The organism is Microbacterium sp. ZW T2_14 (genome assembly GCF_044987405.1).
Classification (GTDB): domain Bacteria; phylum Actinomycetota; class Actinomycetes; order Actinomycetales; family Microbacteriaceae; genus Microbacterium.
Genome location: NZ_JBJDRK010000076.1, coordinates 1 through 16453, shown reverse-complemented (window position 1 = coordinate 16453; position 16453 = coordinate 1). Strand labels below are relative to the sequence as shown.

Annotated in this window: 15 protein-coding genes; 5 read left to right on the top strand and 10 right to left on the bottom strand. The window is 71.5% G+C overall.

Annotation, left to right across the window (positions count from 1 at the left end):
* Positions 1 to 85 precede the first annotated feature (85 nt).
* Positions 86 to 778, bottom strand: coding sequence for a ThuA domain-containing protein (locus ACI3KY_RS18580; RefSeq protein ID WP_404931616.1), 693 nt, complete (start codon positions 776 to 778; stop codon positions 86 to 88).
* A gap of 99 nt (positions 779 to 877) precedes the next feature.
* Here ACI3KY_RS18580 and ACI3KY_RS18575 point away from each other — a divergent pair, with 99 nt between their 5' ends.
* Positions 878 to 2005 carry a glycerate kinase gene (locus ACI3KY_RS18575; RefSeq protein WP_404931615.1) on the top strand — a complete coding sequence of 376 codons (1128 nt, stop codon included), beginning with the start codon at positions 878 to 880 and terminating at the stop codon, positions 2003 to 2005.
* 67 nt (positions 2006 to 2072) lie between these two features.
* On the opposite strand, the gene ACI3KY_RS18570 is transcribed toward ACI3KY_RS18575, so the two are convergent.
* From ACI3KY_RS18570 to ACI3KY_RS18550, 5 genes are read right to left on the bottom strand one after another with little or no spacing between them, the layout of a single operon-like run.
* Positions 2073 to 3533 (bottom strand): aldehyde dehydrogenase (NADP(+)), encoded by a 1461-nt coding sequence (locus tag ACI3KY_RS18570; RefSeq protein ID WP_404931614.1) that lies wholly within the window; start codon positions 3531 to 3533, stop codon positions 2073 to 2075.
* Positions 3534 to 3561: 28 nt separating this feature from the next.
* The gene (locus tag ACI3KY_RS18565; protein WP_404931613.1) at positions 3562 to 4665 is read right to left on the bottom strand and encodes a mandelate racemase/muconate lactonizing enzyme family protein; all 1104 of its coding nucleotides are present in this window, start codon (positions 4663 to 4665) and stop codon (positions 3562 to 3564) included.
* A complete protein-coding gene (locus tag ACI3KY_RS18560; protein WP_404931612.1) occupies positions 4665 to 5564 on the bottom strand; it encodes a 5-dehydro-4-deoxyglucarate dehydratase in 900 nt (299 codons plus the stop codon). Before ACI3KY_RS18560 ends, ACI3KY_RS18565 begins: the two co-directional genes overlap by 1 nt.
* Positions 5561 to 6535: an NAD-dependent epimerase/dehydratase family protein gene (locus ACI3KY_RS18555; RefSeq protein ID WP_404931611.1), complete on the bottom strand. Its 975-nt coding sequence runs from the start codon at positions 6533 to 6535 to the stop codon at positions 5561 to 5563. Before ACI3KY_RS18555 ends, ACI3KY_RS18560 begins: the two co-directional genes overlap by 4 nt.
* Positions 6532 to 7914: a Gfo/Idh/MocA family protein gene (locus ACI3KY_RS18550; RefSeq protein ID WP_404931610.1), complete on the bottom strand. Its 1383-nt coding sequence runs from the start codon at positions 7912 to 7914 to the stop codon at positions 6532 to 6534. Before ACI3KY_RS18550 ends, ACI3KY_RS18555 begins: the two co-directional genes overlap by 4 nt.
* A 214-nt stretch (positions 7915 to 8128) precedes the next feature.
* Between ACI3KY_RS18550 and ACI3KY_RS18545 the strand changes: the two genes are divergently transcribed.
* Positions 8129 to 8293, top strand: coding sequence for a hypothetical protein (locus ACI3KY_RS18545; protein WP_404931609.1), 165 nt, complete (start codon positions 8129 to 8131; stop codon positions 8291 to 8293).
* Here ACI3KY_RS18545 and ACI3KY_RS18540 read toward each other — a convergent pair.
* The 4 genes from ACI3KY_RS18540 to ACI3KY_RS18525 all read right to left on the bottom strand — a co-directional run bounded on the left by ACI3KY_RS18540 (position 8290) and on the right by ACI3KY_RS18525 (position 12916).
* Entirely contained in the window at positions 8290 to 9306 is a 1017-nt protein-coding gene (locus ACI3KY_RS18540) for a LacI family DNA-binding transcriptional regulator (protein ID WP_404931608.1), read from the bottom strand. The two genes, ACI3KY_RS18545 and ACI3KY_RS18540, sit on opposite strands and share 4 nt — an antisense overlap.
* Positions 9307 to 9649: 343 nt before the next feature.
* On the bottom strand, positions 9650 to 10681 hold the full coding sequence (locus tag ACI3KY_RS18535; protein ID WP_404931607.1) for a LacI family DNA-binding transcriptional regulator: 1032 nt from the start codon (positions 10679 to 10681) through the stop codon (positions 9650 to 9652).
* A 67-nt stretch (positions 10682 to 10748) separates the two neighbouring features.
* The gene (locus ACI3KY_RS18530) at positions 10749 to 11807 is read right to left on the bottom strand and encodes a substrate-binding domain-containing protein (RefSeq protein ID WP_404931606.1); all 1059 of its coding nucleotides are present in this window, start codon (positions 11805 to 11807) and stop codon (positions 10749 to 10751) included.
* Positions 11808 to 11890: 83 nt separating this feature from the next.
* A complete protein-coding gene (locus ACI3KY_RS18525; protein ID WP_404931605.1) occupies positions 11891 to 12916 on the bottom strand; it encodes a hydroxyacid dehydrogenase in 1026 nt (341 codons plus the stop codon).
* Positions 12917 to 13108: 192 nt separating this feature from the next.
* Here ACI3KY_RS18525 and ACI3KY_RS18520 point away from each other — a divergent pair, with 192 nt between their 5' ends.
* The 3 genes from ACI3KY_RS18520 to ACI3KY_RS18510 are packed head-to-tail and all read left to right on the top strand — an operon-like array spanning position 13109 to position 16376.
* On the top strand, positions 13109 to 14500 hold the full coding sequence (locus tag ACI3KY_RS18520; protein WP_404931604.1) for an ABC transporter substrate-binding protein: 1392 nt from the start codon (positions 13109 to 13111) through the stop codon (positions 14498 to 14500).
* Positions 14497 to 15456 (top strand): carbohydrate ABC transporter permease, encoded by a 960-nt coding sequence (locus ACI3KY_RS18515; protein ID WP_404931603.1) that lies wholly within the window; start codon positions 14497 to 14499, stop codon positions 15454 to 15456. The genes ACI3KY_RS18520 and ACI3KY_RS18515 overlap by 4 nt, the downstream gene beginning before the upstream one ends.
* Positions 15453 to 16376: a carbohydrate ABC transporter permease gene (locus ACI3KY_RS18510; protein ID WP_404931602.1), complete on the top strand. Its 924-nt coding sequence runs from the start codon at positions 15453 to 15455 to the stop codon at positions 16374 to 16376. Before ACI3KY_RS18515 ends, ACI3KY_RS18510 begins: the two co-directional genes overlap by 4 nt.
* Positions 16377 to 16453: the final 77 nt, after the last annotated feature.

Genomic DNA, 16453 nt, shown 5'->3' with positions numbered 1-16453 from the left:
CGACAGCTCGGGGCGCCACCACCAGGCGCGCGCGGCACGCACGCCGCACCCGCCTGGTGGTGGCGCCCCGAGCTGTCGGGAGGCGTCAGACCGGCGCCGCCCAGCGCGCCGCACGCTGGATCAGCCGGACGAGCTCGGGGGAGTCGTACGCACGCGCGTCGTGACCGAGCGACGACACGACGGCGCGGGTCGGCTGCTCCCGCACCCAGACCGCCGCGTGGGCGGTGCCGTCGACGTCGTGCTCGGCGAGCACCTGGGCTCCGTCGTCGATGGCGAGGTCGCTGTAGCGCTCGTCGAACACGTCGATCCCCGGCATCCCGTCGGTCACCGGGTGATCGGCATCGACCACCCGCACGTGGGCGTCCGCGATGGGCGGGTGCCAGGAGCGTCCGGGTTCCCACTCGCCGCCGATGGCCTCACGCCAGGCGGGATGGTCGCGCAGCGTCGACAGCGAGGCGTGCACGGCGAGGATGCCGATGCCGCGGGCGATCGCGGCCGTCAGCCCTGCGTCGGCGGCCGGGTCGGCGAAGTGCTCGAGTTCGACGTCTCCGTGGCGCCAGGGGTCGCCGGCGTTGACGACGAGCAGGTCGACGCCGTCGAGGTGGGCGAGGGCGTGGTCGACATCGTCGTCGATCGTGACGTCCCAGCCGTCGTCGCTCAGTGCTGCGGCGATGCGCGCAGACGTCTCGGGGAACGGATGCCACGGGTCGGCGTAGCGCCCGGTGCCGGTGGCGACCGTCGCGCGAGGGCGCACGGGCTGGGTTTCCGCTGAGTCCATGGATACCATGATCGCCAGGATAACGCTTTCCCGCGAATGTCTCCGTCCGGTCCCCGCCCGCGCGAGTGACTCGCCCGCACTCCCGAGGAGAATGACGCCATGGCCCGCACCATCGTGATCGCGCCCGACTCGTTCAAAGGCACGATCGGAGCCGCGGCCGCGGCCGCCGCCCTCGCCACGGGGTGGCGCACCGAGCGCCCCTCCGACCAGGTGCGGCTGCTGCCGATGGCGGACGGGGGTGAGGGCACGGTGGACGCGTTCGCGGCGGCGGTGCCGGGCGCCCGCCGGATGCCGGTGACCGTGACGGGTCCGGAGGGCACGCCGGTGGCGGCATCCTGGGTCCTGCTTCCACCGACCGCCGATGCGCCGCACGGCACGGGCGTCGTGGAGCTCGCGAACACCAGCGGCATCGAGCTGCTCGGCACGCCGCCGCGCCTCCGGGCCTTCGATGCGCACACGCGCGGCTTCGGCGAGGCGATCGCCGACGCCCTCGCCCACGGGGTGTCGCGGCTCGTGCTGGGCATCGGGTCGAGCTCGTCCACCGACGGCGGCACCGGCATGCTCACGGCCCTGGGGGCGCGATTCACGGATGCCGCCGGCTCGCCGATCGCGGACGGCGCGCGCGGCCTCGGCCCGGTGTCGGCGGCCGACCTGTCGGGACTCGCGCCGCTCCCGTCCCACGGGGCGACGGTGCTCAGCGACGTCACCAACCCGCTCCTCGGCGAACGCGGCGCTGCCGCCGTCTTCGGCCCGCAGAAGGGCGCGAGTCGCAGTGAGGTCGGCGAGCTCGACGCAGGGCTGGCGCGCCTGGCTGCACTGGTCGACGCGGATCCGGATGCCGCGGGCGCGGGCGCGGCCGGCGGCACCGGTTTCGGGCTGCTGGCGTGGGGTGCCACGCTCGTGCCGGGGTCCGCCGCGGTCGCGGAGCTGGTCGGGCTCGACGCCGCGGTCGGCGGGGCATCCGTCGTCGTCACCGGTGAGGGCTCGTACGACGGGCAGTCGGCTGCCGGCAAGGTCCCGGCCCACGTCGGCGCCGTGGCTGCGGCCGCGAGCGTGCCGGTAGCCCTCGTGGCGGGCCGCATCACGGCGGATGCCGACACGTCGGGCTTCGCCGCCACAGCGTCGCTGACCGAGCTCGCGGGCTCTAGCGGCGCCGCGATGGAGGATCCCGCGCGGTGGCTCACGGAGGCAGGAGCGGTACTCGCCCGCGCCTTCGCCGTTCGCTGACCCGCGACGACGTGGCCGTGCCCGGTCCCTGAGTGAGGCAGCGCCAGCGACCGAGACGAAGGCCGCGTCAGGGCACCCGCAGTACCCCGTTGCGGCGGTGCGGGAGGCGCTCGAGCGTGGCGTCGCGGAGCACCTCGGGCAGCAGCGCCTCGGGCGCATCCTGGAACACGACCGGGCGGAGGAAGCGGCGGATCGCCGTCGCGCCGACCGAGGTGTGCAGCGAGGTCGTCGCCGGCCACGGGCCGCCGTGCTGCTGGGACCATGTCACGGCCACGCCCGTCGGCCACCCGGCGAAGAGCATCCGGCCGGCCTTGCGGGTCAGCACCTCGAGCACGCTCGCGACGTCGTCCGACGGCTCGGAGTGCAGCGTCGCGGTCAGCGAACCCGGCACCGCCTCGAGGGCGGCGTGCAGCTCGTCGTCCGAGGAGTAGCGCACCAGCAGGGTGACCGGGCCGAAGCACTCCTCGAGGAGCGTCTCGGGGCGGGCGGCGACGGCCGCGGCATCCGTCGACAGCACCACCGGCCGGGCCGACCCCTCCTCGGCGGGCAGTCCCTGTGCGACGACCGTCACCGACGGGTCGGCCTCGAGGTGCTCGATGCCCGACGGGAACGCCGCCGTGATGCGGTCGGTGAGAAGCGGCCCACCCGAGGCGCCCGTCGCGAAGCCCGCGACGAGATCCTCGAAACCGGCGCCGTCCGGCACGAAGACCACGCCGGGCTTGGTGCAGAACTGGCCGACGCCGAGCGTGAACGATCCGACGAGCCCCTGGGCGAGCGTCTCGCCCCGGGCGGCCACGGCGGCAGGGGTGATCACGACCGGGTTGACCGAGCCGAGCTCGCCGTAGAACGGGATGGGGTCGGGGCGTCCGGCAGCGAGGTCGAAGAGCGCACGGCCGCCGGTGAGCGAGCCGGTGAAGCCCGCGGCCTGGATGACCGGATGCTGCACCAGCGCGTTGCCCGCCTCACGACCCTCGACGAGCGCCAGCGACCCCTCGGGGGCCCCGGCCTCGACGAGCGCGGCGGAGACGATCGCCGCCGTGCGCTCCGACAGGCGGGGGTGTCCGGAGTGCGCCTTCACGATGACCGGGTTGCCGGCGGCGAGCGCCGATGCCGTGTCGCCGCCGGCGACCGAGAACGCGAAGGGGAAGTTCGAGGCCGAGAACACCGCCACCGGCCCCACACCGACGAGCATGCGGCGCAGTTCGGGTCGCGGGGGCGTCGCCGCCGCGTCCGCGTCGTCGATGGTGAGCTCGAGGTAGGAGCCCTCCTCGACGACGCTCGCGAACAGCCGCAGCTGGCCCGTCGTGCGGCCCACCTCGCCGCGCAGTCGCGTGGCGCCCAGGCGCGTCTCCTGGTCGGCGATCTCGACGAGCTCGTCGGCGTGCGCGTCGAGCGCGTCGGCGGCCGCGCGCAGCCACGATGCGCGGGTGGCGGCATCCGCTGCCCGCCAGACGGGTGCAGCCGCGGCCGCGGCGGCGGCGAGCGCGTCGAGCTCGGTGGTGCTGGTGGTCGTGAGGGCGGTGGTCATGAGACTCCTCCGGAAGCGTGCAGTGGGGTTATGAGAAGCGGATGCCGAGACCGGCGTGGTCGACCTCGGTGAGGACGCCGTCCGAGATGCGCATGGGCGACGGGTCGACGAGGGCGCCGAGGGCGCCGAAGCCGGCGTCCTCGACGTCCTCGACCATCGGCTCGGGGACGCCCGGCACGGCGCGCAGGCACAGGGCGAGCTGGCTCGACAGCTCGGGCAGCAGGTGCGGGTGCAGGGCCGCGCCGTATTCGGCGGCGATCGCCGCGATGCCGAGGAACGGCGTGATGCCCCCGACGCGCACGACGTTGGGCTGCACGATCTGCGCGGCGCCGGTGCGGAGGAAGTCGTCGAAGCGGAACACGTTGTGCACGTTCTCGCCGACCGCGATGGGGGTACCGCTCGATGCGGCGAGACGCCTGGCGAGCTCGATGTGGCCGTACAGATCGTCGGCGCGCAGGGGCTCCTCGATCCAGGCGGGCGAGACCTCCGCGAGCACCTCGAGCGACCGGGTCGCACGGTCGAGCTCCCAGCGCTGGTTCGCGTCGATCATGAGCGCGCGATCCGGGCCGAGCACTTCGCGCACGGCGCGCATGCGGTCGAGATCTTCGGCGACGTCGGGCTTGCCCACCTTGACCTTGACGGCGTCGAACCCGGCGTCGACCCAGCGGCGCACCTGGGCGACCAGCTCGTCCTGGGTGTAGTGCAGGTTCACGCCCGAGCCGTAGGCCCTGGCGCTCTCGCGCTGTGCGCCGAGGAAGCCGGTCAGCGAGGTGCCGGCGGCGCGGGTCGCGGCATCCCACAGCGCGAGATCGAGGCCGGCCTGCGCGATGGTGGTGAGGCCCCCGCCACCGGCCTCGTGGAGGTGCTGCCAGAGCGCGCGCCACTCGGCGCCCGGGTCGGCGGATCGGCCGATCGCGAACGCCGTGATGTCGTGCGCCAGGAGCGCGTGCACCGCCTCGGCGCCGATCTGCGGCGTCCACGCGAACCCCCAGCCCTCGGCGCCGTCGGAGCGGACGACGTGCGTCGCGATCACACCGACCGAGGTGACCTCGGCGCCCCACGGCCGGGTCAGCGGCACGCGGATCAGCCGCGTGTCGAACGCGGCGATCGTCGGGGACTCGGGAGCCGTCATCACAGCAGCGCGCGTCCTGCCTCGAGGATCTCGGCGAGGCGCTGCTCCTGTGCGGGAGTCGGGTCCACCAGCGGTGCGCGCACCGAGCCGACCGGCAGGCCGCCCAGGCGCAGGCCGGCCTTGATGAGCGACACGCCGAAGCCCGGGGTCTCGTCGCGCAGCTGCACGAGCGGCGAGTAGAAGCCGTCGATGAGGGCGGCGCGTCGCGCCTCGTCGCCGCGGACGTAGGCGCGGTAGTACGCGTTCGCGACCTCGGGGATCATCGCGAACGCCGCCGACGAGTACAGCGGGATGCCGATGCCGCGGTAGGCCCCCTGCGTGAGCTCGGCGGTGAGCAGGCCGTTGAAGAAGGCGAAGTCGTCGCGTCCCTCGGCCGCCACCGCGCGCACGATCTGCTGGGCGAGGCCGACATCGCCGACGCCGTCCTTGAAGCCGACGACCTTGGGGTTGCGTGCGAGCCTGCGCACGGAGTCGACCGAGAACTGCGCGTTGGCCCGGTGATAGATCACGACGGGAAGATCGGATGCCGCAGCCACCGCCTCGACGTACGCGACGAGTCCCGCCTGTGGACCGCCGACCAGGTACGGCGGCAGCACCAGCAGCGCGTCGGCGCCGGCGTCGGCGGCGGCACGCGCCAGGGCGGTGGCGTGGCCGAGGGGTCCGCCCGTGCCCGCGACGACGGGAACGCGGCCGGCGACGGTCTCGGTCGCCACCTGCACGACGCGGGTGGCCTCCTCGGTGGACAGGGCATGGAACTCGCCGGTGCCGCACGCCGGGAAGACGCCACCGGGCGCGTGCGCGAGCGTGGTGTCGAGGTGCTGCCGCAGCAGGTCCTCGTCGATGCGGCCGTCGGTGTCGAACGGGGTGACGGGGAAGAAGAGGATGCCGTCGAAGTTCACGCCAGCACGTCCTTTCGGGCGAGGTCGGGGGAGGGGGCGAGTGCGGGGTCGGAGTCGGGAGTGTCGCCGAAGGGCGGTTCGCCGAGCTCGCCTCGCCAGCTGTGGGCGGGGCGCCAGCCGAGCACGCGGCGGGCCTTGGCGTTGGAGAACGCCGGAGCGGTGCCGGTCAATTCCGCGGCGAGCTCTTCCGTGCCCGGCACGAACTGTGGAAGCAGCTCGGCAAGGGGCCGGCGCGCCAGCGCATCGTCGGCGCCGACGAAGAAGACCTCGGCATTCGGGATGCCGGGCAGCGCCGCCAGCAGGGTGTCGATGAAGGTCGCCACGTCGCGGGCATCGACGTAGTTGAACAGGGCCGGGGCCGACAGGGCAGGGTCGGCGAGGCGCTCGGCGACCGTGTGGCCCTGCTGGGTGGGTGCGCCCTTCCATTCTTCGGGAGCGATGACGTAGCAGGGACGGAAGGCGGCGAATCGCGTCGTGTCGCCGGTCTGGCGCGCGAGCATGGCCATCGTCTGCTCGGCGAGGTGCTTCGACAGCGCGTAGGCGTTCCACGGCTTCGGCGTCGTCTCCTCGTCGAGCGGCAGGCGGTCGGGCAGCCAGCCCTTCGGTGCCCCGTACCCGAGCACGGTGGGACTGGACGCCGTCACGATCTTCGGGATGCCGGCGGCGACTCCCGCCGTCATCACCGTGAGCGCCATCGTCGCGTTGGTGCGGAGGATGACCTCCTCGGGTGCACTGAACGGCACCGCGATGGCGGCGAGATGGATGAGCGCGTCGGCCCGGGTGCCGGCGATCGCGCGGGTCGCGGCATCCGTGTCGGTCAGGTCGACCGCGATCTGCTCGAGTCCCTGCAGCTCGACGGCGTCGGAGACGGCGCGGTCGAGCGACACCGTCTCGTGGCCGGCCGCGGCGAGTCCTGCGACGAGGCTGCGTCCGAGGCGTCCCGCGCCCCCGGTGACGGCGATGCGGCTCATGCGCGTGAGCCCGCGACGGCGGTCGAGTGGAGGGCGGCGTCGCCCGCAGCGTCGGCGGCGAGGAAGCGGATGCCGAGCTCGGCGACCTGCACCGGCAGCCCGGTCCCGAGTGAGCGGTTGCCGGCGATGCCGACCGCGATGGAGCGCACGCCGTCGCGCCAGTCGGCGGGGCGGGCGAGAGGGTCGTCGCCAGGGCCTTCGAAGACGTCGGAGAGCAGCAGCTCGTCCCCGCCGCCGTGACCGCCTTCGCCGGCGGCGACGATGGGGACCTCGTAGGCAGCCTCCCAGTGCTTCTGCACGATGAGGCGTTCGCCCTCGGGGCGCAGCGACCCCGAGCTGCCGGCGTCGACCGCGGACGGGTCGAGCACTGGGTGCAGCCCCTCGTCGGCCAGCACGGCGCCGCGCTCCACGACCTCGAGTTCGGCGCGGCCCAGGGTGCCGTTGACGGCGACGCGGTAGCCCTCCCACGGCGAGTGGGCATTGAGCGAGTAGCTGAGGGTCGCACCCGAGGCATAGTCGACCACGAGGGCGAGGTTGTCCTCGATCGTGATGCCCTCGCCGAACACGTCGCGGTCGCGCAGGTACCCGTCGTGCTGCTCGGCGTCGAGGTAGAGCGCCTTGAGCCGCTCATCGCCCCGCAGATCGAGTTCGAAGGGGTCCCCTCCATCATGGGTGCCGCGTTCGGGTCGGTTCCGGATGCCGCGGGCCTCCGCGTTCTCGGCCCCGTAGAAGCGCAGTCCGCCCGAGGCGAAGACGCGCCGCGGCGCCGAGCGGATCCACCAGTTGACGAGGTCGAAGTGATGGCTGGCCTTGTGCACGAGCAGGCCGCCCGAATGCTCCTTCTCGCGGTGCCAGCGGCGGAAGTAGTCGGCCCCGTGCTTGGTGTCGAGCACCCAGGAGAAGTCGACCGAGGTGACCCGGCCGATCGTGCCGTCCTGGATGACCTGGCGCAGCGCCGAGTTGCGCGGCGAGTAGCGGTAGTTGAAGGTGATGACCACCTCGCGGCCGGTGCGGTCGATGGCGTCCTCGATGGCGGCCGCGCTCGGGCCGTCGATCGTCAGCGGCTTCTCGACCACGACGTCGGCCCCGGCATCCAGCGATCGGACGATCAGCGGAGCATGCAGGTCGTCGCGGGCGCAGATCACGACGCGATCGACCTGCTCGGCGCGGACCATGTCCTCGAGATCGTCCGGACCGTACACGGCGGGGGCGGGGAAGCCGGCCTCGACCACGCGGTCGACGTAGTACTGCGCGCGCACGGGGTTCGGCTCGCAGATGGCGACGAGCTCAGCGTCATCGCGATAGCGCCCGATGATGGCGTCGACGTACATCTGGGCGCGGTGTCCCGCACCGACGAGGGCATACCGGCGGCGACTCATCTCACTCCTTCAGGAAACGTTTTCTCAGGCTATCACGCCCCAGCGACGTCTGGCCTGGGGCGGGTGCCTGACGCGTGCTGGGCGTTCCAGCGAGGATCGGCTCGTCTGGGGCGCGGACGCGGCCGTGATCCGTGATCCCTGCGACGGCCAGGTGTCAACCCGCTGGAGCACCCATGCCCGGCGGCACAGGCTGGAGCGAAAGGAAGGCGAAGACATGAGCGATCTGAACATGCCGCACAAGAAGCACTCCGACGACGCCGCCCCCGACGAGGGCGCGCCCACGGACGCCGTCACGGACGAGGTGCGCGAAGACGCTGCCCGCTCCGAGAACGTGGGCGGCGGCGACCTCCCCGACGAGCCCGCGCTCACCCACCCCTAGCGGCGGGCGTCTGCGGCGGGGCCGGTCGAGCCGCGGACCGTCACCTTCGGCAGGACGGTGAGCGGATGCCCCGGCTCGGCGCCCTCGAGCAGCTCACGCATCCGTTCCCAGGCGCGGGCACCGAGGTCCGCCGCGGGAACCGCCGCCGTGGTGAGCGGGGGAGTCGTGTACTGCGCGAACGGGATGTCGTCGAACCCCACGATGGAGAGGTCGCCGGGGACGCGGCATCCGCTCGCCTGCACCGCACTCAGCAGCCCCATCGCCACGAGGTCGTTGAAGGCGACCGCAGCCGTGGCGCCGGACGCGAGCACGGCTGCACCCGCGGCGGCGCCGGCCTCGAAGTCCACGCCGCAGGGGAACTCCGCGATCTCGGTGTCGGGGTGGGCCGCGACGAACGCGGCGATCGCCTCGAGCCGGGCGGCGTTCGCGACGCTGCGCGGCGCGCCCGCCAGGAACACGATGCGCCGGTGCCCCAGCCCATGGAGATGGGCCAGTTCGTCAGTGAGCGCACCTCCGTAGTCGGCCCGCACCGACGGCACCTCGCCGGAGGTGCGGTTGATCAGGACGACCGGCCGCAGGCCGCCGACGAGCCGGTCGAGCTCATCCTGCGGAAGGCGGGGCGAGCACAGGATCACCCCGTCGGTGCGCCGCCGGGTGGCACCGGCGAGCACCCGCTCCTCCTCGACCGACTCCGCCGAGTCGGCGACGAGCACGTGGTAATCGTCGGCCGCAGCGGCGCGGCTGAGCCCCCGCAGGATCGCCTGGAACGTCGGGTTGCCCAGGTCGGGCACGATGACCGCGACGGTCTGCGTGCGGCCGAGCACGAGGCTGCGCGCCACGGGGCTCGCGGTGTAGTCGAGGGCGGCCGCGGCATCCTTCACCCGTTCCGTCAGGGCGGGATCCACCGTGGGGTTGCCGTTCAGCGCCCGCGAGACGGTCGACAGCGACACCCCCGCTCGCGCTGCGACATCGGCGATCGTGACGCGCGCCGTTCCGTCGTTGCGTCGGGTCATGCAGCTCCTCACCGTCGGCTCAGCCTAACCGGCGAGGAAACGCTTCCTGCCGTGCGCCGCTGCCGTGACGGCAAGATCTGCCGAGACGCGGGTCCGCCGGGGTTGGGAGATCCGCTGAGACTCGGCTGTTTCGGGTCTGGGGCTCCGACATTCGGCAGGTCTCCGCGTTCGGGCGGATGCCGGCGCTCGGTGTTCTGCCGGGACTCGGGCGTTTCGGGCGCAGCGGCCCTTCACCCGGCTGATGTCCGAATCTCGGGTGAGCGGAGGGACGGATGCCGCAGCCCGGCGCGCGGCACGCCAGGCGCACCTCGACGGGCGTCGGTGGTACGAGTCGGCCGCGGCGTCAGCGCTTCGGGGTGCTGCCGCGGACGATGACCTCGAGCGGAAGCTGAGGCTCGTCGGCCTCCCACTCCGGGTCGGTCGCGGCGCGCAGGGCGCGGTGGCCGAGATCCTCCAGCGGCACCCGCACGGTCGTCAGACCCGGACGGATGTCGCGACCCGTCGCGATGTCGTCGAAGCCGGCGACGGCGATGTCGGCGCCCACCTGGCGTCCGGCGTCGCGGACGGCCGACATGATGCCGATGGCGACCACGTCGCTGATGCCGAAGATCAGCGTGCCGGCCGGGATGTCGCCGGTGAGCAGGTCGGCGGCTGCCTCGTACCCCGCGTCACGGGTGAAGCCGACACGACGCACCTCGCGGATCGTGCCGCCGGCCGCGGTGAAGCCCTCGGAGAACCCGGCGAGTCGGTCGTCCGACGTGCGGATGCCCTCGGACGCTGCGACGACGATCGCATCGCGATAGCCGAGTCCGGCGAGTGCGGTGCCGAGCGCTGTCGCGCCGCCGTGGTTGTCGACGGCGACCGAGCGCGCGGCGCCGCCGCCCGGCCCGACCACGACGACCCTGCCGCCCATGTTCGAGAAGGCGTCGAGCTCGCCCTGGAGGCCGACCGCGTCCGGTCCTTCCACGCGGGATGCCGCGAGGATGAGGCCGCGTGGGCGCTGGCCCCGCAGCGCGCGCACGAGCTTCACCTCGCGCTGCGGGTCTCGCTCGGTGATCGCGATGGTGACCACCAGGCCCGCCTCGTCTGCACCGCGCGCGACGCCCGAGGCCAGCTGACCGAAGTAGGGGTCGGCGATGTCGGCGACCAGCAGCGCGACGATCGCGGAGGTGCCGCGCGCCGTGGCCTGCGCGGAGAGGTTTGCCGAGTAGCCCAGCTGCTCGGCGGCGGCCTCGACCCTCTCGCGGTAGCTCTCGGCCACCTTGCGGGTCGAGCCGTTGAGCACGCGCGAGGCGGTGGCGAGCGAGACGCCGGCCACGCGGGCGACGTCGTGAAGGGTGGCTGCGCCTCGGGTCGGCGCGGTGATGTCACTCACAGCCCAGAGTCTAGGCCCTGTGTCCGGTTCGCTGCAGGAATTGGGAAACGGTTTCCTGGCCGAATCCTCAGGCGGGCGGCGCGGTGGACGCGCGCACGATCAGCCGGGGATCGACCTGGAGCTGCAGGGGCGGTTCTGCCGTGCCATGGTCGATGAGATCCAGCAGCATCCGCACGGCGTGGGCGCCGACCCGCCGCCGATCCGGCGCGACAGCGGTGATGGGCGGGTCTGCGTGGGCCGACACGTCGTCGTCGTACGCGACGATCGAGAGCTTTCCGGGCACCGAGAGCCCACGACTGCGCGCATTCTGCACCAGTCCGAACAGCGAATTCTCGTCGCCGTGGCTGAACACCGCGGTGGCGCCGAGCCTCTCCACGGTGTCGAGTACCACATCTGCGCTCCCGCGCTCCCACGTCGGGCCGGCTCCCAGCTCCCGCGGTCCGAGGATGACGCTCTCAGGATCGAAATCCAGTCGCTCGATCGCATCGCGCCAGCCGCGCCGCACGAACTCGGCGCTCTGCGAACTGCCGCGGCTGACCATGACGAGCCGGCGATGGCCGAGTTCGCGCAGATGCCTGAGCGCGCTGACGACGCCGCGCTCGTGCGCCGAGCGGACCGAGGAGACGATCGCGAGCCCGCCGCCTGGAGTCTCGCGTTCGACGAACACGACGGGAACGCTCAGCGCGGAGGTGAAGGCGGCGAAGTCCGGAGCTTCCTCGACCTCCGACACCGTGGGAACCCACAGCAGTCCGTCGACGCCCGCTTCGACCAGCTCCTCGACGAGGCGATACTCGACGTCGAGGTCGTACTCCGAGATCACGAGCTTGAACTCGCCGATCCCGTCGAGCGCGTCGCCGATGCCTTCGACGACGTACCGGTAGTAGTACGACGTCGGGACGACGACGCCGATCGTCGCTGACGATGTCCGCGGAGGAGTGACATGTCCGGTGGGGAGCATCGCGCCGCCGCGCACCTTGTCGAGGGCATTCTCGGCGACGAGCGTGTCCAGGTCGCGTCGCACGGTCACATGGGAGACGCCGAGATCCGCCGTCAGCCGCGCGATGCTGACGGCGCCGTCCTGCTGGGCGAGCTCCAGGATGCGTGCGCGCCGCTCTGCTGCCAGCATCTCGCCCTCCCGTCGCCGTGGCCATGCTCAGACTAACGTTCCTCACGAGAATGAACAGGATTTTCGAGATCGCTCAAGATCGATCAAGCGATGTGGCTGAGGCTCCCTCGATCGACACGGTGCAGCGGCGGTTGAGACTCGTTGAGGCGCCGCAGCTCCTCGAGGACGGCATCCGCGAGTCGGTGCGTCTCGGCATGCATGGCACCCGCGATATGCGGTGTGAGCACCACGCCCGGGGTGGTGAAGAGCGGGGAGTCGGCAGGAAGCGGCTCGGGCTCGGTCACATCGAGGATCGCGCGCAGCGTGCCTGCGCGGCAGCGGGCCATGAGAGCCTCCGAGTCGACGAGGGAGCCGCGCGCCGTGTTGATGAGCACGCCATCCTGCCGCAGCAGCGCCAGACGCCGCGCATCGATGAGATGGCGAGTCTCCGGAAGCTCGGGGGCGTGGATCGTGACGATGTCGCTCTGCGCGAGCAGATCATCGAGACCGGTCAGCTGGGCGCCCGCGAGAGCCGCACTCCGCGCATCGTGGAAGGGGTCTGCCGCCAGCACCCGGAGATCGAAGGCGCGAAGCAGCTCGGCGACGCGTCTGCCCACCCGCGAGAGACCGACGATGCCGACCGTGCCGCCGAAGCCGAGGGCGGGAGGCACGTCGGCCCGCCACGCGCCCGCGACGTCGCGGCTTCGGGCGTAACCGTCGATGTACGCGGCCACGCGCTTCGCTTCGAGGATGATCGTGGCCACCGTGAATTCCGCGACCGGTATCGCGTTCGCGTCGGCCGCACTCGTGACCATCACGCCCGCGTCCCAGAAGGCCTGGCTGATCTGTCCTTTGACCGACCCGCCCGCGTGCAGGATCGCGCGGAGGCGCGGAGCTGTGGCCAGCACTTCGGGTCCGAGCCTCGGCCCGCCCCACCCCGTGACGAGCACTTCGACGTCGCGCAGGCGGGCGACGGCGTGTGGCGAGGTCAGATCGTCGACGCGGACCGGCTCTTCCAACTCCGTGAGTTCGCGCAGCGAGGCGAGTCGCGGCGCGTCGAAGAGGTCCGCGAACGCGGAGGCGCCCATCGCGACGAGCGCTGGGGGGCGACTGGGAGACGTCGATGCCATGTCGAGATCACATCACAAACCTCTCATAATTCACAAGTTAGAAAGTTCAACTTAAGAAAACGTGACAAAAGCTTGCGTAACGCAAATCCAGCCCACATACTGGCCACGAAGCACGACGGAGTGTCACCGGATCCTCTGATCCCGCCGTCCGCGAAACGCGGCACCGCCGCACCTGTCCCTATCGGAGGAAACATGCACCAGCGAACGCGCCGGCTCCTCGCCGCGCTCATCACTGTTCCGCTGCTCGCAGGCACAGCGGCCTGCAGCAGCACTTCGGGCGGCGACCCCGACCCGACAACCGCCGGTGAGCCCGAAGACGTGACGATCACGATCATGGGCAAGCCGGCGGCGACCAACACCGCAGCGCTCGCTCTCTTCGAGCGCCAGGTCGAGGAGTTCCAAGAGGCGAACCCGCACATCACCATCGAAGCGTCCGATGTGCCGTGGGACGCGAAGACGTTCGCCACGCGACTCGCGGGCGGCAGTGCGCCGACGCTGCTCCGCGTGCCCCTCACCGAACCCCCCGCGCTCATCGAACGCGGGCAGGTGGCCGACCTCGCCGACGTCACCGACGAGATCGAGGGCTTCGACGAGCTGAACCCCCGGGTCATGCAGTTCCTCGAGCGGGATGGCGCCGTCTACGGCATCCCGGAGAAGAGTTATGCGTTCGGCCTCGTCTACAACCGTGATCTCTTCGAGCAGGCGGGACTGGACCCCGACTCCCCGCCGACCACCTGGGACGAAGTGCGCGAGTACGCCGCGCAGATCTCGGAGAAGACCGGAAAGACCGGCTTCGGCGAGATCAGCACCAACAACAGCGGGGGCTGGCATCTCACCGGGTACACGTACACCAACGGCGGCTCGATGATCGAGCAGGGCGCTGACGGCACGTGGTCGGCGTCGTTCGATGACGACCCCGCACGCGACGTGCTGGAGCTGTGGAAGGAGATGCGGTGGGAGGACGACTCGCTCGGCGACAACGTCCTCGGCAAGCAGGAGGACCTCGTCGCCGACTTCACGGCCGGCAACGTCGGAATGTGGGTGTCGGCACCCCCGGACGTCTATCCCAACTACATCGCCCAGGGTGGGGACCCGGAAGCGTTCGGAGCCGGGCCGATGCCGCAGGGCGGTGCGGATGCCACCCTCGCCGGCGCCACGGTGCTCATGGTGAGCGCGGACGCCACCCAGGCCGAGAAGGAGGCCGCGGTGAAGTGGATCGAGTACCGGGCACTCCGCCCGAACTACGACTTCGATGTGGCTGCCGAGACCGCGGAGGCGTCGGCTGCTGACGGACTGCCCGTCGGTGTACCGGTGCTGCCGATCTTCAGCGACGAGACCTATGCCGCGTATCGGGACGCGATCGACGAGTTCGTGAACGTCCCGGTCGAGAACTTCGCACCGTACGTCGCGTCGCTCTCCGAGTTCGAGTACGTTCCCGAGCCGGTGGTCGCATCACAGGAGATCTACGCCGCGCTCGATCCGGTGGTGCAGGCCGTGCTCACCGATCCGAACGCCGACATCGACGCCCTGCTGGCCGACGCCGAGAGCAGGATCGACACGATCCTCGCGCAGCACGGGTCATGACCATGGCTCCCGAGCGCCTGGGCGGTGCGGTCGCGGACCGTGCCGCCCAGGCGGGCGACGCCCGCCCACCGCGTCGCGCGATGTCCATGCGCCACCGTGCGGCCCTGGCGGCGCTGGTCTTCCTGCTGCCGGCGCTCGTGGTGTTCGCCTACTTCGCATGGTGGCCGATCGCGCAGAGCGCGCTGCTGGCCTTCCAGGAGACCAATCTCGTCACCCCCGCCGAGTGGGTCGGATGGCGCAACTTCGAGGTCCTGTTCGCCGACCCCCTCCTGCCGAAGGCCGCGCTGAACACGCTGTGGTTCACCGTCCTCTCGCTGGCGATCGGGCTGCCGATCCCACTCCTCTGCGCGGTCCTCATGTCCGAGCTGCGTCGTGGCGGCACGGTGGCACGCGTGCTGGCCTACCTTCCCGTCGTCATCCCGCCGGTGGTCGCGGTGCTGCTGTTCAAGGTGTTCTTCGCGCCGGGCGAGTCAGGTGTCGCCAACAGCATGCTCGCGCTGGTCGGGCTCGGGCCGCTGCCGTGGCTGCAGTCCGCGGAACTCGCGATGCCGAGCCTGGTCATCGTGGCGACGTGGTCGGGGGCCGGCACGGCCATCCTCATCTATCTCGCCGCCCTCACCGGTGTGAGCACCGAGCTGTACGAAGCTGCTGAGCTCGACGGCGCATCGGTGTGGCGGCGGGTCTGGCACGTGACCCTCCCGCAGATGCGCGGCGTCATCCTGATCCTCCTGCTGCTGCAGATCATCGGCGCCATCCAGGTGTTCACCGAGCCCTACGTGATGACCGACGGCGGCCCGGCGAACGCGACGGTCACGGTGATGCTCATGATCTACCGCTACGCGTTCCTCTTCGGCAATTACGGCGTTGCGACCGCATTGAGCGTCCTGCTGGCGATCGTCCTGGTGCTCGTGTCTGCCGTCTACCTTCGCCTCACCCGATCCTGGAGCACCCGATGACCCCGCCGCCCCTCACCGTCCGCCGACGGCGTGCCGGCGCCGAGCCCCGTGACCGCGGCATCCTCTCGGCGCATGACTGGCGCCGCCCCGCCGTGGGGACCGGATGGCGACTGGTGCATGTCGTGCTGTTCGCGGGGCTGATCGGCTTCGGTGCGATCCCGCTGATATGGATGCTGCGCGCCGCGATCTCTACGACGAGCGATCTGGTGAATCGTCCGCTGAGCCTGATCCCCGAGCCGGCGCTGTGGGAGAACATCCCCACGGCGTGGAACCTGCTCGACATCGGCCTGTACCTCGGCAACACCGTGGTCCTCGTGCTCGGCTCGTGGGTGGTGCAGCTCGTCGTGTCGACCACCGCCGGATTCGCCCTTGCGGTGATCCGGCCCTGGTACGGCCGGTTCGTCTACGGCGCCTTCCTGGTGACGCTCTTCGTGCCGGCCACCGTCACACTCATCGCGCTGTACCTGACGGTGCTCGACCTCCCGCTCCTCGGCTTCGGGATCACCGACACACCGTGGGCGGTGTGGCTGCCCGCGGGGGCGAACGCGTTCACGATCCTTCTCGTCAAGCAGTTCTTCGAGGAGATTCCCCGGGAGCTCTTCGAGGCCGCGCAGATCGACGGCGCCGGCTGGTTCACGATCTTCTGGCGGATCGTCCTGCCGATGTCACGGCCGATCATCGCGGTGGTCTCGCTGCTGGCGATCATGTCGGCGTGGAAGGAGTTCCTCTGGCCTCTGATCGTGCTGACGGATCCTGAAACCCAGCCCTTGGCCGTCGCGCTGCCCCGGCTGGCGCAGGCGACGAACCCCGCCTATCTGATCTCGGGGCTGCTCATCGCCAGCATCCCGCCCATCATCATCTTCCTGATCTTCCAGCGGTCGATCGTCCGGGGGATCGGCTTCACCGGTCTCAAGGGCTGACACGTTCACCCCCCTCGCCCCCCCAGAAAGGACCTTCGTGCCCGCGCTCGCGCCGGAGACCACTCCCACACCCATGC

What these genes read in the sequence shown, in the direction of transcription:
- ACI3KY_RS18530 (WP_404931606.1), bottom strand. Translation starts at nt 11,807, where the DNA reads ATGCTGGCAGCAGAGCGGCGCGCACGCATCCTGGAGCTCGCCCAGCAG.
- ACI3KY_RS18525 (WP_404931605.1), bottom strand. Translation starts at nt 12,916, where the DNA reads ATGGCATCGACGTCTCCCAGTCGCCCCCCAGCGCTCGTCGCGATGGGC.
- ACI3KY_RS18515 (WP_404931603.1), top strand. Translation starts at nt 14,497, where the DNA reads ATGACCATGGCTCCCGAGCGCCTGGGCGGTGCGGTCGCGGACCGTGCC.
- ACI3KY_RS18580 (WP_404931616.1), bottom strand. Translation starts at nt 778, where the DNA reads ATGGACTCAGCGGAAACCCAGCCCGTGCGCCCTCGCGCGACGGTCGCC.
- ACI3KY_RS18565 (WP_404931613.1), bottom strand. Translation starts at nt 4,665, where the DNA reads ATGACGGCTCCCGAGTCCCCGACGATCGCCGCGTTCGACACGCGGCTG.
- ACI3KY_RS18555 (WP_404931611.1), bottom strand. Translation starts at nt 6,535, where the DNA reads ATGAGCCGCATCGCCGTCACCGGGGGCGCGGGACGCCTCGGACGCAGC.
- ACI3KY_RS18540 (WP_404931608.1), bottom strand. Translation starts at nt 9,306, where the DNA reads ATGACCCGACGCAACGACGGAACGGCGCGCGTCACGATCGCCGATGTC.
- ACI3KY_RS18510 (WP_404931602.1), top strand. Translation starts at nt 15,453, where the DNA reads ATGACCCCGCCGCCCCTCACCGTCCGCCGACGGCGTGCCGGCGCCGAG.
- ACI3KY_RS18520 (WP_404931604.1), top strand. Translation starts at nt 13,109, where the DNA reads ATGCACCAGCGAACGCGCCGGCTCCTCGCCGCGCTCATCACTGTTCCG.
- ACI3KY_RS18550 (WP_404931610.1), bottom strand. Translation starts at nt 7,914, where the DNA reads ATGAGTCGCCGCCGGTATGCCCTCGTCGGTGCGGGACACCGCGCCCAG.
- ACI3KY_RS18545 (WP_404931609.1), top strand. Translation starts at nt 8,129, where the DNA reads ATGAGCGATCTGAACATGCCGCACAAGAAGCACTCCGACGACGCCGCC.
- ACI3KY_RS18575 (WP_404931615.1), top strand. Translation starts at nt 878, where the DNA reads ATGGCCCGCACCATCGTGATCGCGCCCGACTCGTTCAAAGGCACGATC.
- ACI3KY_RS18570 (WP_404931614.1), bottom strand. Translation starts at nt 3,533, where the DNA reads ATGACCACCGCCCTCACGACCACCAGCACCACCGAGCTCGACGCGCTC.